Genomic DNA, 14,750 nt, shown 5'->3' with positions numbered 1-14,750 from the left:
CAAACCAATTAAGGATAAATACTAACCAATCTGCAAAAAAAAGATGATTTATCAGGATTTTGTGCTTTCTTTGCAGTGTCATTATTAAATGAAAAATACCATGAAAAGCAGATTGTTATTACTAGCCGTACTTTTAGTCATTATTTGTGCATCCTGTCAACCCAAGAAGAAAACAGAGCCGGAAAAGGAAGCCATAACAGGAGCTACTTATACAAATCCGCTACGTGAAAGAGGAGCAGAGCCATGGGCTGTTTTTTATAAAGGGAAATATTATTATACGCAAGGCTCTGAAAGCAGAATCATGCTCTGGGAGACCAGTGATATTACAAATTTGAATGACAGTCTTAGAAAGCCGGTATGGATACCAACCGATCCAAGCAATTCCCATCACTTATGGGCCCCCGAAATGCATCGCATCAACAACAAATGGTATATTTACTTCGCAGCAGACGATGGTAATATGGATAATCACCAGATTTATGTGATTGAAAACGAGGCTGATATTCCTACAGAGGGTAAGTTTGTTATGAAAGGGCGCATACCGACCGACAAAGATAACAACTGGGCAATTCATGCGAGTACTTTCGAACACAACGGACAGCGTTACATGATTTGGTGCGGATGGCAAAAACGAAGAATTGACAGCGAGACACAATGTATATACATCGCTTCGATGGAAAATCCGTGGACTCTTTCTTCTGATAGAGTCCTGATTTCCAAGCCTGAATATGAATGGGAGTGTCAATGGGTGAATCCCGATGGCAGCAAAACAGCCTATCCGATCCATGTGAACGAAGCACCTCATTTCTTCCAGCCGAAGAATAAAGATAAAGTATGCATTTTTTATTCCGCCAGCGGTAGCTGGACTCCCTATTATTGTGTAGGATTGCTAACAGCAGACGCCAATGCCAACCTGTTGGACCCTGCTTCCTGGAAGAAACATCCGACACCTGTATTTCAGCAGAAACCGGAGAATGAAGTTTTTGGCCCCGGCGGCAGTTCTTTCGTCTCTTCACCGGATGGAAAGGAATGTTATATGCTTTATCATGCCCGTCAGATACCGAATGATGCTCCGGGTGCAATGGATTCACGTACTCCCCGCTTGCAGAAAATAGAGTGTGACAAAGATGGGATGCCTGTACTCGGAATACCGGATAAAGCCGGAGAACCCATGGCAAAGCCATCTGGTTCTCCAATCAATTAGACTAATTACATTTTGTACTTTCAGGTCCAAGGTATGAACGTTTTAATCCTCCCATGTCGATGACTATTTTTTGAATGACGACTCCGGGATCACCACAACGTATCTGTAGGGTGTGTTTGCCCGGCTTCTTCACATACAAAGTAGATTTATTCACTCTACAATTCTTCAGTACACTATCATACCAAACTTGAGAATACTCAATAGCAGAAGTAGATGGAGTAGAAATAGAACCATCATCTATACGGACACTATACTTTGTGTCCGAATTAGTATGTTCCGGCAATTTATAGTCTCGCTCTGCGTGCAAAGGGAATGTAGGTAGAACATAGGTATACACATCATAAATCCCGGCATTAAACGTATAAAAATCATATTCCACTCTAGGTACATCACCAGCACGATACATCTGTAAGGGAGATATAGGATTCCCTAATTGCAAAGCATGCCCTTCAACCCCAACCCCGGGAAGAATATTCATTTTTATGTCATTACTCTCAAACTTACGATGAACCCCTGCAGCCGGAATAGAGACATACCCATTCTCTTCCATATACACTCCTTGCATCTCATCACGCGCAGGAGACGCCGGATTAAAAACAGAAACCAATACACATTCTTTTTGATCATTAGAACTAAACTCCACAGAACCTTTAATACTCTCTCCAACCGGAACTTTCTCCCAATCAACAGATACCCTGATTCGGTCCTCTGTCGGAGTTTTCCCAGCTTTTTGAGACACTATAATCCAATCGTCCGAAGACTTTGCAGTCCAACTCAAATCTCCACTTCCTTGATTATACACATCGATCCAATGGCTTTTACGGGAAAAAGTGTTATAAACAGGCAAACTATGATAGCTTATCCCACCTTTATCCAAAATTTCACTTTCTGCCTGAAGAGCTAATTTAGGAGCACCAACCGGTGTATAACTTTCTTCCATCAACGGAAGCATAAAGTAAGAACTGGAACCTTCATAATTCTGTTTCAAAGACATCATATATTTCCATTTCCCGTTCAACAAAGAATTATACCCTTCAGTTATGATTTGCAGACTATCATGGTAATTCTTTACCTTCTCCTTTATCAAATTGGCGGCGGCACGCTGCTGACGAACATACTGCCGATAATATTGTCCTTTTATAGTCATGTGGTTCATCAGTTCGGCACCTTTCACCGGGTAGTATAATAACTGATAAAAAGCCGGCTGACTGTCTTTATCCAAAGATGCCAAAAGATTTTCCGCTTTCTTCCCAATACGGCTATATTCGTTCAGACGATTTTCTGCTTCATTATAATTGGCAAAAGAGAACTCCGTATCCGTACGTTTCTCTCCCCCGCCCCAATAATTATTCCAATATCCCCAACCCATATATTCCGGTTTCCGGGAAAAGGCCAGATTGATATGCGAAGAAGTGATATCTTCAAATACGCTATAATACTGCTCCCCAAACATCTTTGCCAACCAACGGGCGGGATAGGTAACCACATTATTCGCATTAAAGCTATCTATATCATAAGCCATATCAAGGAATAAAGAGACTTGCATTTCGGCTCCTTTTAAATCACCGCAATTAGCCAGCCAGATACGGTCTGCCGTCGTATCATAAGCCTTTCGGAGTTCCTCATACATCAGAGCCGGGGGAGTAGTGCTGTACCACAAATAGCTATGGGGAACTCCCAGATAAGAGACATGGTAGTAAACACCTGCACGCCCGGAGCGCTTCTGTTCATGCGGGCCACTTAAGCGCTTCATATAGCCGAAGTTATCATCCGGCCAAATAATGGTTACATCATCCGGCAATTCCAATCCATTCGAATAGATTTCCAACACCTCCTTGTATGGAGTAAATGCCTGTGGAATTGTTTCAACCGGTCGATCAAAATGTTCTGCAATCAAATTACGCTGGTCTTTCAACGCACTCTCCAGCATTTTGACCTTTTCTTTCATGGGGACATCACCTCCTCCCATTGCCGCATCATGCAATCCTCTCAAAGCCAATGTATATACATTCTCATAAGCACAGTTTTCCTTTACACGGTTTCCTAGAACTTCATTAATTTTATCCTTATTTTTACCATAATCCCAAGGCCCCATCGTTTTTGAATTCCATTCACTAGCTGTATTTAACAATAATGGTTCGCAATGACTGGACCCCATTACAATAGCAAAAGTATCTGCCACCAACTTATTTTCAGGTATCTTATAAAATGCAGTCGACACCGGATGCATGGCAGGAGCCAGATGATTGGCTTTCAACCGTAACAACAATTCGCATATTTTGGCATAAGTACGGGGACCTATATTGCCACGCTCTTTCTCAAAAGTCTTAGCGGCCCAAGGTTTCAGTCCCCAATCTTCATCATTCAGAAAAACACCTCTATATTTCACGGAAGGGGTCTTGGAAACAGTAGTGGGAGCATCCACATAAAGTGTTTTATGTTTCTTCACAGGGACATCCGCCCACCAATACCAAGGAGACACACCTGCCATTTCCGAAAGAGAAAACAAACCGTAAGAAGCTCCTCGCCTGTCACTTCCGGCTACAATCAACGCTTTATCTACTCCTGGAAAAGGATGATTAACTGTCTGAATCAGATAACGTTCCCATGCTCCTTCCAAAGGAGATATATCTATTTTCCCATTGGAGGCTAGCTGACGAATTGCCTGATTCTTTTCAATAGTACCGACAATCACCACTGTTCTTCCTTTCTGCCATTCATCTGCCAATTTTAATCTCTGCCCTGTGACATTTTCAATATCAGACACAAACAGTTCGGCAACCTTCTTTACAACCGGGTAATCATTGGCATCATAACACACGGTCGCCTTTATTTTCGATGCGACTAATGGGAAAGCATATTTACTATGTTTTACATTCTCATTCACAACCACTTGTGATTGCAGGGCAGATGCCACTACCAATAATATTAATAGCGAAAAGATTCTCATTGATACAGTAGTTCTAGTTATTCAGTTCTATTTCTTTTTATCTTCAAAATGATAGTTATATGGATTCCGCTTAAAATGATAACGATTTCTTGGCACCGGCAATGGGTCTTGTACACGCAGTTCCCAAGTCGTCAATTCTTCCAGCAATTCCATTTGTTTGGAGGCATATTTCTTTTTATTATAAAGATTATTAATCTCGGAAGGATCGGCTTTCAAGTTATACAGTTCACCACGACCATAATTGTCGAGTACTAGTTTCCAGTCATCTTTGCGAACCATACGTTCAGTTCCGCTTTGTGTCCAGGTATTCAGTTCGTCAAAGTGAGCTATTTTATTGGGTTGCAAAGCCCCCTCTTTAGCAAATGTCAACGGTTCATCCCGGGTGAAATCTTCACCACCGAATCCCTGTTGTACAATTACACTCGAAAATTCTTTCTTGGGGTACGATTTACCCGTCAACATCGGCCATAAACTGCGTCCTTGCACTCCAAGAGGTATATCTGCACCAATTGCTGTACAAATAGTAGGAAATACATCAGCAATAGAAACATGTGCATCCATAGGAGATTTTTGCGGATGAATGTTATATCCTGCCCAAATCATCGGAATACGGGTCAAACATTCAGGCACTCCTGCACCTTTACGAATCAAGCCATACTCCCCACAATAATCCCCATGGTCTGACAGGATTACAAAAATAGTATTTTCATAAAGCCCGGCTGCTTTGAATCCTTCAATCAGACGTTTGGTCTGGTCATCAATCAGACGAAGCATTCCTAAATAATTTCCACGCAAACGAGGAAGATCTTTTGCCAGGTTCGGGCAGGCTGTATCTTCCAATTCCGCCAAAATCTCATACTTATTTCCTTTTTTAGATAAATCGTTCCGGCTAGTCAAAGTTGCCGGTATCTTTTCTGGAGAAAACATTGAGAAATAAGGCTCTGATATCTGATATGGATTATGCGGTTCAGGCATTGAAACCCACATAAAGAATGCGGAATCTTTTTGCTGCTCCGCCCAAGCCAAAGCTTTGGTAACCATTTTCACCGGATTCTGCGCTTCTGCCGGGAAAGGGGTGGCTTCCAAATATTGACCTCTCGCTTTATTATTCAGAAAAAATGCAAAGTCCTTATCTTCCTGCGTATCACGCTGATTCTTTCCCCAATGAAAATATTCCTCACAATAATCAAAATCTTTCCCTTTCACATGCGCATGGTTCTTTCCCAGTAATGCCGTCTTATATCCTTGTTCTTTAAACACTTCGAGCATATCTTTCTTATAATACATATCGGGAGTGTTGTGGTTCGTACGGACATGCGTAGCAGTCGGATAACGTCCTGTAAACATGGAACAACGCGCAGGCATACTAGCAGGAGCTACCGTATACGCCTTATCAAACCAGACATTACTCAATGCCAGTGAATCGACAAAAGGAGTGACAGCCATCGGAAAACCTTCGCGACCACACAAATCAGCTCGCTGTTGGTCAGTCATGATGATAACAACATTGGGTTTGGGTGTTTGTGCCAGCATTGGAATAACATTAACCATACTGGAAATCGCAGAGATTGAAACTAAAACTTTTGTATTCATATAATAAATTCTTTAATCGTTCACGCCCAAAGTTCGACAATTCATTTGACAAACTACGAAAATAGCTGTTCAATAAAGGACAAAAAATGACAAATAGTCCAGTTACAAACACACGATGAGCCTATTGACCACGATCAATAGTTATGCACAAAGCAATTACCAATATTGGCTAAAGAAATTCAAAGCTGCCTGATAAAAGGCCTTTGTATCTCTTTGCTCTTTATATAGGCTCTGCAATACTTCTTCATATCTAACCGGGTCAATCTTGTTCTGGATAGATTTCCATAGCCCGATGTTCACATCAACCTGTTCAATGCCTCGTTTCAAATTGGATTTGAACTCTTCACGCAATGACTTGCCAGACTTCATCTTGTACGACCACGGCACGTTGTGAAAACAAAGCAAGTAAAGTTCGGGACATTGTGACAAACTGTTGAATATATCCTTGTTGTATTTAAAGTATTGAGACACATAGTTCGTACCTTTTGTGGTACGATCAGTGCCGATAGACTCTTTGCTCACATGCCACTCTTTGTTTGCACGCTGTTCGAACCCCGCCGTATAATGATCTTCCCGCTTTACAGTAAATCCCAGACTGTAAGGGGCATGGGCACAGACAAAACTTTCCCATGTGGGCATCATCATTTGCCGGATGACCTCCAGCGTTGCTTCGTCACAATTCCATGTAGACTTTATCCAATCGGATGTAATACTTTCAGTCGATTCTTCCGGATTCCATGCCAGACGCCCGAAAGCATACCAGTTGGCTTGGGCAAAGTGATGAGCAGTCCAATTGCGCGAACGACCGATATTGCCTACTCCTGCCATGCCAAGCATACGTGATGAAAATGTCTTGCCGGTGATAATGTTCGACACAGTACTCCCTTTTCCGTTACAATATGTATCGAAGTCGAGGAAGGTTTGCCTCCACATCGGCAACAAATAAACCAAGCTAACAGAGCGTCCCAAGTACTCTTGCGTAATTTGAAGTTCGGGGAATAAAGGAGTATGACGCATGGCTCCGAACAACGGCTGTGCCGGTTCGCTGGGCTGAAAATCAAGTGTTCCGTTTTTGGTTTGCAACACTACGTTTTCGTCAAATTGTCCGTCCAAAGGCTGAAACTCCTTATAAGAACGTTTCATTCTATCCTTATCAATCTCGGGATTGTAGACAAAGGTGCGCCAAAGCACAATGCCTCCATGAGGTTTGAGTGCACGGGCTAACATATTGGCGCCATCCACATGGCTACGATGATAATCTTGCGGACCTGCCATGCCTTCAGAGTTGGCTTTTACAAGGAAACCTCCAAAGTCAGGTATCAGACTGTAAATTTCGTTGACCTTATCCGTCCACCACTTTTGCACTTCGGGATTGAGAGGATCGGCTGTATCCAGATGTCCAATTCCGACACCTCCCCATTGTTTCCCCGCGTCTTTGGTCGTAGAAGGTTTTACGGGAGCAGCAAAGTTGGGTGCAAGATACACCTTGATGTGATACTTGCGGAAGATATCAGCTAACGCAGCAACCTTCTCTAAATAGTCATGTCCTAAGATGCGCGGATCGGCATTAACATTATTCAGAATCACGGCGTTAATGCCGATGGATGCTTCCGCACGGGCGTAATCGGTATATCGAGGTTCGATTTTCTTTGGCAAATCGTCCCATGCCCACAATCCTTTTCCAGCATAGCCGCGTTCTACTGTTCCACCCAGACCTACCCAATGATTGATCATACGGAATTCCAATGCAGGAATTTCTTTGAGATTTAACTGTTCAAGCGGATATCCACATTGTATCAATCGAATCAAGTGGAACGTACCATAAAGAAATCCTGCATCGGAATAGGCTTGAAGTGTTATCCTCTTTTTACCACTGCGGATGATATATCCTTCTTCTCCCAGCCCTTTATCTTTACAAAAACTCATTTGAATTCCCACCGCATTATCCTGAACAAATATTGGTGTAACTGTCAGTAACGCCTTCAAAGCACGCTCCAGTTCTTCTCTTATGACTTCATCGTACCGGCTTCCGGGCAGAGTAATGTGACTACCATACCGAATGGCAGATTGTTTTAAGCCAGATTCGGGAAGAGGTTTATAATTCATCCAAAGTTCATACCCTGTATCTACAGTGGATAACGTCTGTTCCTGACCAAAAAGATAGCTCATACAGCTCAAAAAGAAGAGCAGAACGATGCTAAAACAACGAAAACAGTGATTCATGAGTTTCTATTTTATCGTATTAAAACTTTATTTTGCTTGAGCAGCCTCCAATCGAGCCACTCCTTCCATTAAAGAAGCACCGCTTGCCTGCGCTCCCATAGAAGCTATATTAGCCGAGTTGAATGAACTTCCCCAATAATAATTGCAATACATGGCAGGCCATTGTGTTCTGTCCATGTTTTTTCGCAAAGCTTCCGCGTTGTCTTGCAATTTGAGCGTCAGCGTATTTCTAACAGTACCCGATGCCGCATCATCCAAAACGAGATTCACGGCATAGGGAATTAACACTGCTTTGAAAATGCTTTGGTTCATATCTGTCCCTTCGTCGCGCAGAAATCCTTTGTTAGTACAGCGAGTACTAGTAAAGGCATAACTTATTACCTGTTCCGCAATTGCCATGTATGACTGTTCCTGTGTGATGTGGTATAGCTGTCGGCAAGCTTCGCCGAATGTTCCCTGTGTATAAGTCAGAGGAGGTTCTCCCACCCGATAGTCACTTTTCAGAATATTGGCATTAACATAAGCACAGAGTGTTTTCGCATCTGCCAGATATTTCGCATCTTTAAACTTCAGATAGAGCTTTGCCGCTACCAGACAACCCGGAGCATTCGTACAAGCGTTTCTAGTTTTATCAACACTTAACTCTTTCCACGGAAGCCCTTTCCCTTTCTCGTCTTCCCATGCGCGGGTGATAATTTGAGTATCATAAAGAGTTTTAGCCATATTGATATATGTATCGTCTCCAGTAGCCTCCGACAAACGTATCAAGGTAAGGCTAATCCAACACATGTCATCCGTGAAACGATTACCGAATCCAGTAGTTCCATATTTTGTGTCACCTTTATCATAATTATTGGCTTTATTAGCATACCATAACTTAAAATAGTTTTCATACGTATCAGCCAAATTCGGATTTTTATCTTTAATACGTTGGTACGAATAGATCACTACATCCATGGCATGCGCTTGCTGCCAATAGATATTGCCGGAGTTATTGCTCTCATTTGCAGGTGATGCCCAGAAAGTGCCTTTCGGTTTGTTCATGAACTGGTTTATCAGCACCGTTGTACAACTGTCGGCAAGGTTAGCCCACTTGAATTCAGAGTCTGCCTCTTCCCGTTTCTCCTCTTGCCCTTTTTCCTGTTCCTGTTGTGCTATCAAGTTTACCCATTCAGGTTCTGCTTTGCACCCCATATATAATAAAGGAGTACACAACAGCAGCATTAATAGTATTTTTTTCATCTTTACTCATTTTTTTATGGTTACCAAGTCTCTACGCGCAAATCATAAAGCGGATCTTGACGCAACACAAGTTTCTCTACCACATGGTAAAACTTGCCACCGTTCTCATACGTATATTCCAGATCGAACTGCGGAGCACGCGTACCAGTCTTCGCCACATAATCGTAGTCTCCTTCAGCCTGATAGGTACCCGTTGCATTGGTGATTGCCGCTTTGCCGCTCACTCCTTCCACTGTCACATTCTTGTTGGCATCCATCGCCAATGTCAAACTACCTACTGCTTCCAACTTATTGCCTACACCCGGACACACCACTACACTCGGAGCCGTAGTCTTAAAAGTGGTAGTACTACATTTGATAATATCTTTGGTATTACCATAACTTACAGGTTCGCCGACAGGATTTCCTCCGGCATCCACTTCAGTTACACTTCCCATGCGGTAATAAGTGCCAGCGTAAGTACTGATATATTTAATAACAGCGACACATGTTTCGGCTCCTTCTCTCAAAGCGTTCATCGAGTTTTCCGTCATTCGGAAAGGGAGTGCGTAATGATCCGTCAGACATAGCGGATCGCTATAGAAAGCATCGGTAAAACTAATGCTTACATCGGCTACCGGAGAGTTCGATTTACGCACCCGGAAATATTCCGGATCCGCCAGTGTATAATAGTTGGCGGGAAGCAACGTTTTCCCCGTTCCTTCAAGCAAGGAGGGGTCAATGGTAAATTTCGCCCAATCATTCATGTCTATTTCACGTTTCCCACCAATAGCCACTCCGACATAAATGTTCATATCACGGTCGCTAATCACAGTTCGCAGCGGTTTTGCTACAGCAAAGCCCATATCAGCTCCTTCGTAATCGTGGGTATAGTCGTCATAACACGCCGTAATCCCAACTAACAGCAGGAGTGCGGACAGTAAAAGTTTTGCAGATTTCATACTTTCTTCTTATTATAGTTAAACACAATCACCATCCTTTATTATTGATAAGATTCGGATTTTTCTGTACCTCTAAATAGGGTAATGGCATGTAATAATAGCGAACATCGTTTAATGGGCGATCTTCTACCTTCACCACCTTGAATGCCTCATCGCCTGAACCGTCACGAGTAACCTGCATTCCATAAATAGGTTCATTGAGAGGTAACAACCAACGCCGCAAGTCCCAAAAGCGTTGATTTTCAAACGCAAATTCAATTCGACGTTCATTTTGTATCAATGTACGGAATGTTTCTTTCGAGGCAGCCATCTCGTCCAAATAAGTCACATCGGTAATTCCACCTGACTTCTCCCGAATAGTTTTTATCACGTCGTAGGCAGACTTGGTGCATCCGGGTCCCACAACTTTCGGTCCGAAAGCTTCATTGGATGCTTCGGCGAAATTGAACCATACCTCTGCTTTGCGCAACATCGGATTATAGTGACGGGAATCCTGTTCTTCAAGAGGTTTCAAAAAGTCGGCAACCGTATTCATAAACTTTGCCAGGTAATACCCCGTACGGGTAGCATTCACGTTCATGTATCCGGAGTCTTTTCCCCCCGGAGTAACATCAATATACGAACTGTTGGTCCCAAACTGACGTCCTTGATAGTAAAGATTCACATTGAAGCGGTTGTCACGCTGGCAATCATAAGGATCGGTTTCGTCATACAACGATCGCGAATCGGTTATGGGAAATCCATTCTTTGCCGGAAAAGCATCAGCCAAGTTCTGCGAAGGCGTAGTCTGCGCGTTCCCGAAATAGAACGGCGGATAATGCCGTTGCTCCAGACCATGATTACGTCCTACAAATGTACGAAAAAGGAATTCGGCCGATTGGGCATCCCCTCCATCGTACAGGTCCTTCGGAACTAATGCCGAGTAGTTTTTCATTCCACTCATCGCCAACACTTCATCGGCATAATTAGCCACACGTTCCCATTTGGCTTGGTAAGCCGTTTCGTCCACCACCGTATAATCGCCCATGCCGTTCAATCGTACTATGTTATCTGGCTGATAAGCAGGGCTGGCCGCATAGAGCAGTGTTCGTACTTTCAGTGCTGCGGCAGATAATCCCGAAGCACGACCAAATGCTTGGTCGCCCAATATAGCATCCCCTCCGGAATAAGTCAACGGAAGTAACGCCATTGCTTCGTCACAATCGTAACAAATTTGCTTAACGCAATCTTCATAACTATCGCGCGAAAAACTTTCCGGATGCGCCGCTTCTTCCGGAGTAATATAATGTGTTACGATAGGATAGCCCAACACTTGTCCGTTATCGGTCTTTCCACCATACATTCTCAACAGATTGAAACTGCACCATGCTCTAAGAAAAATAGCTTCTCCACGCAAACGTTTTTTGTAAGCCTGATCAATTTCGTCGCTAGAAATGCTATAGCGTATTTCATCCGTAAGTCCATTGTCGAGGAAAGTATGAATACGTTGCAGTTGATCATAACAAGCACTCCAATTTCCCAAGGGATTGTTTGTACGGCTAAAGCCGCCCTGTCCGGCACGATAAACATTAGAGTCGTAAACACGTGTCATGGCATTGTCTGTTGCCGCATCCAGGAAGTTGCCGTCCCATGCATCAGGGGCGGTCAAAACATCCTGATAAACCGAGAGCAGCACACCTTGTGCCTTTTCAGCGTTGGTCCATGTATCATCCACCGACCATTGATTGTTCATCTTGGTATCGAGATCGGTGCAGGCACTTACGATGCCTGTAATCCATGCAAGGACTATTATGTATCTAAATCTTTTCATCATTTCTTTCATTTAGAAGTTAATGGATATTCCGCCCGTAATGGTTCGGTAAGTCGGATAGTTGGTCAAGCCGGACAACATACGTTCGGGGTCTAAGTCTTTGATGCCCGAAAGTACAAACAAATCGGTTCCCCTCACAAAGAATTTGAAATCTTTTCCTATAAACTTGCCCGTTTTATTGGCAAGCGTATAGCTCAACTCCACATTCTTCAGACGGAAGAACGACCCGTTTTCCGACCAGAAAGAGGAATTGCGGGAGTTGTTTGCTCCGGAGGTGGTAGTCAGTCTGGGCTGGGTCCCGGTAGGATTGTTTACCGGATGATAACGGTCGAGCGCCAATACGGAATATCCATCCAGTCCGTTGTTCCAATAGTACGAACTGGAAAGTATATTCGTGACGCCTGTCGTAGCTGTACCCAGTATGTAAAGGCCAAAACCTTTGTAATTCAACGAAAGATCAATACCCATCGTGGTAGTGGGGAAGCTTTGTCCCAAATCGGTTACGTCATTATCATTAATCATATTGTCACCATTCAAATCGGCATAAGCGATATCACCCGCCTGATAGGCACCATAGCTTTGCAACGGATGCCCAGCCAACTGCACGTCTTTACCAAACAATCCTTCTGCCTGCAAACCAAAAATTGTACTGGTGGAACGTCCCACGCTCTTACGATAGTCTTCGATGTTATCTAATTCATCGCTCTTACGCAATTTGTTTTTGGTAAAAGTAAGGTTCACCCCCACATTGTAATGAATCTCACCTATTTTATCTTGCCACCTTACTTGCGCATCTATGCCTTGGTTCATTACTTCACCGATGTTTTCGGCAGGAATAAAGTCTCCCACTACAGCAGCATATTTAACGGTGTTCTTTCCTATGATATTCTTACGCATTTCACGGAAATAGTTCACGTCAGCCGAGAGGCGGTTGTTGAAGAAGGTTCCCTCTACGCCTATATTCAATTCGTTGGAATATTCCCATTTCAAGTCCGGATTGCCATAACGCACCAAATCGGTAGTTGGACCTCCGGTACTAGGTTTGTGTTCGAATTTATCACCATTCTTCCAGTTGGTACGATAAAGGAAATGCCCCGTATTGCCGGCATATCCCAAATGTCCGTAATTAATCTTCAACTTTAACGAGTTAACAGCCTTTACATCTTTCATGAAGTCTTCCTTAGAAATCATCCATGCCCCCCCAATGGCATAAGCAAAGAAGTAGCGGTTACTGCCGCTAAAGCGGTTCGACCCCATAGCTGAAAGAACGCCTTCCACAAAATAACGCTTATTGTAAGCGTAATTACCGCGAAAGGTAAAAGTACCATTTTTCACATCTTGTGTATTACCGGTTTTCTCTTCAGTAGTATAACGGAAAGCGGCTTCTGCCAATACATCGTGCAAATCGAATGAATGCTCATAGTTTACGTTAGCACGCCATCCGAAGTTACGATATGTATCATTGGATGAGATAGATTGCTTTTTGGGTAAATTCAACTTCTTACGTTCCGTGAATCGAAGCACTTCCTCCCCTTCGTCATCAAGGTAGCGTTCGATAGAATAAGTAGGATAAGCATTACGTAACTGTTGACGCAAGTAACTATAATTATCAAATGTCATATAAGCATTTGCCGTCAGACCTTCAGTCAATGATTTCAGGTCAAACTTCAATCCTAAATTGGTCTGACTATTCACATAACGTTCCGAAGTGTTACCTCCATAAGCCATATCCATATACAGGTTGTTGGTCTTGCGGACACTGGTTCCGAATATCAAAGACGATTCGTCGGTGGTGACTCCATCGCGACCATTAATATCTTCTGGAGCAATCATGAAAGGATATTCGTTGGGACGAAGGGTAGAGATTTCACTAAACAGCGTGGCTCCATCCACAGCCCCCCAATCTTTCTTCTCAATCCGTCCTGCTACATCAGCCGAAGCAGTCAGAAAGTCGGTAATGCGCAAATCCAAATTACCTCGCGCGTTGATACGATTCAAATTCGAACGATCACTGACTTTTTCCAAACCTGAACTGCCGGTATAGCCTACTGTCACGGCATAAGTCGCTTTCTCTGTACCTCCGTTCAATTCGATCGTAGCCTTGCGGAATGTACTTGCGTCACGTAGAAATTCTTTGTAATAATCGACATTAGGATAACGCAAATCATTCACCCCCTTCGAATTCTTATAACCTTCAAGATCAGTTGCCGAATAAAAAGGCTGTATACCATCGTTTACACAAGCTTCATTGAACAGCGTAGCATAGTTGTAGGAATCAAGAAATTCCGGCATACGGGTAACCGGTTGTATGCCGTATTCCAATCCTACACGAATCACGCGTTCGTTGGCCTTTCCCCGTTTAGTACGAACGAGTATCACTCCATTCGTAGCCTGCTCTCCATACATAATTTTAGCAGTGGCATCCTTTAAAATCTGTATAGATTCGATTTCTTCGGGCAGGATGTCGTCAATCGGACGTTTGATACCATCAATAATCACGATAGCTTCGCTCGTTCCATTGTTGTGCAGACCTCGCACATAGAAAGTAGAGTTATCATAACCGATACCTCCCACATTAGGGATCGCTATCAGTCCGGCAGCCTGTCCTTGCAACGCATTCGACAGTTGCAAGGTAGGATACTTCTTCAGGTGATCCATATTGACCCGGCTCACGGCACTTACCGAATCCGGCTGTTCTTTTTGGGCATTCGCAACAGATGTTATCCCCAGAAAGAAGATGGCTGCGAACAATCCTTTTAAGAATCTATTATAACTATTTCTCATAAA

General features: G+C 43.3%; 8 protein-coding genes. 1 reads left to right on the top strand and 7 read right to left on the bottom strand.

The window, feature by feature from the left end; all coding sequences use genetic code 11:
- Window positions 1–100: 100 nt before the first annotated feature.
- A complete protein-coding gene (locus HMPREF9010_RS11130; RefSeq protein WP_032852727.1) occupies window positions 101–1,204 on the top strand; it encodes a family 43 glycosylhydrolase in 1,104 nt (367 codons plus the stop codon).
- Window position 1,205: 1 nt separating this feature from the next.
- Here the strand turns inward: HMPREF9010_RS11130 and HMPREF9010_RS11135 are convergent, their stop codons facing one another.
- From HMPREF9010_RS11135 to HMPREF9010_RS11165, 7 genes are all read right to left on the bottom strand, one after another.
- Window positions 1,206–4,154: a glycosyl hydrolase 115 family protein gene (locus HMPREF9010_RS11135; RefSeq protein ID WP_008649367.1), complete on the bottom strand. Its 2,949-nt coding sequence runs from the start codon at window positions 4,152–4,154 to the stop codon at window positions 1,206–1,208.
- A gap of 27 nt (window positions 4,155–4,181) precedes the next feature.
- Window positions 4,182–5,687: a sulfatase gene (locus HMPREF9010_RS11140; RefSeq protein ID WP_198139069.1), complete on the bottom strand. Its 1,506-nt coding sequence runs from the start codon at window positions 5,685–5,687 to the stop codon at window positions 4,182–4,184.
- Window positions 5,688–5,903: 216 nt separating this feature from the next.
- Complete coding sequence (locus tag HMPREF9010_RS11145) at window positions 5,904–7,970, bottom strand: alpha-glucuronidase family glycosyl hydrolase (protein WP_008649363.1); 2,067 nt, start codon at window positions 7,968–7,970, stop codon at window positions 5,904–5,906.
- A 27-nt stretch (window positions 7,971–7,997) separates the two neighbouring features.
- Entirely contained in the window at window positions 7,998–9,212 is a 1,215-nt protein-coding gene (locus tag HMPREF9010_RS11150) for a glycoside hydrolase family 76 protein (protein ID WP_008649361.1), read from the bottom strand.
- Window positions 9,213–9,232: 20 nt separating this feature from the next.
- Window positions 9,233–10,153 carry a DUF1735 domain-containing protein gene (locus HMPREF9010_RS11155; RefSeq protein WP_008649359.1) on the bottom strand — a complete coding sequence of 307 codons (921 nt, stop codon included), beginning with the start codon at window positions 10,151–10,153 and terminating at the stop codon, window positions 9,233–9,235.
- A gap of 28 nt (window positions 10,154–10,181) precedes the next feature.
- Window positions 10,182–11,963, bottom strand: coding sequence for a RagB/SusD family nutrient uptake outer membrane protein (locus HMPREF9010_RS11160; protein WP_032852758.1), 1,782 nt, complete (start codon window positions 11,961–11,963; stop codon window positions 10,182–10,184).
- 12 nt (window positions 11,964–11,975) lie between these two features.
- Window positions 11,976–14,747 carry a SusC/RagA family TonB-linked outer membrane protein gene (locus tag HMPREF9010_RS11165; RefSeq protein WP_032852725.1) on the bottom strand — a complete coding sequence of 924 codons (2,772 nt, stop codon included), beginning with the start codon at window positions 14,745–14,747 and terminating at the stop codon, window positions 11,976–11,978.
- Window positions 14,748–14,750 lie beyond the last annotated feature (3 nt).

It is taken from the genome of Bacteroides sp. 3_1_23, from assembly GCF_000162555.1.
Classification (GTDB): Bacteria; Bacteroidota; Bacteroidia; order Bacteroidales; family Bacteroidaceae; genus Bacteroides; species Bacteroides ovatus.
The sequence above is the reverse complement of the archived record's forward strand: the minus strand, read 5'-3'. Positions and strand labels throughout refer to the sequence as shown.

Bases quoted from the DNA above. Each gene is read 5' to 3' on its own strand.
- HMPREF9010_RS11130 (WP_032852727.1), top strand. From the start codon at position 101: ATGAAAAGCAGATTGTTATTACTAGCCGTACTTTTAGTCATTATTTGT.
- HMPREF9010_RS11135 (WP_008649367.1), bottom strand. From the start codon at position 4,154: ATGAGAATCTTTTCGCTATTAATATTATTGGTAGTGGCATCTGCCCTG.
- HMPREF9010_RS11140 (WP_198139069.1), bottom strand. From the start codon at position 5,687: ATGCTGGCACAAACACCCAAACCCAATGTTGTTATCATCATGACTGAC.
- HMPREF9010_RS11145 (WP_008649363.1), bottom strand. From the start codon at position 7,970: ATGAATCACTGTTTTCGTTGTTTTAGCATCGTTCTGCTCTTCTTTTTG.
- HMPREF9010_RS11150 (WP_008649361.1), bottom strand. From the start codon at position 9,212: ATGAAAAAAATACTATTAATGCTGCTGTTGTGTACTCCTTTATTATAT.
- HMPREF9010_RS11155 (WP_008649359.1), bottom strand. From the start codon at position 10,153: ATGAAATCTGCAAAACTTTTACTGTCCGCACTCCTGCTGTTAGTTGGG.
- HMPREF9010_RS11160 (WP_032852758.1), bottom strand. From the start codon at position 11,963: ATGAAAAGATTTAGATACATAATAGTCCTTGCATGGATTACAGGCATC.
- HMPREF9010_RS11165 (WP_032852725.1), bottom strand. From the start codon at position 14,747: ATGAGAAATAGTTATAATAGATTCTTAAAAGGATTGTTCGCAGCCATC.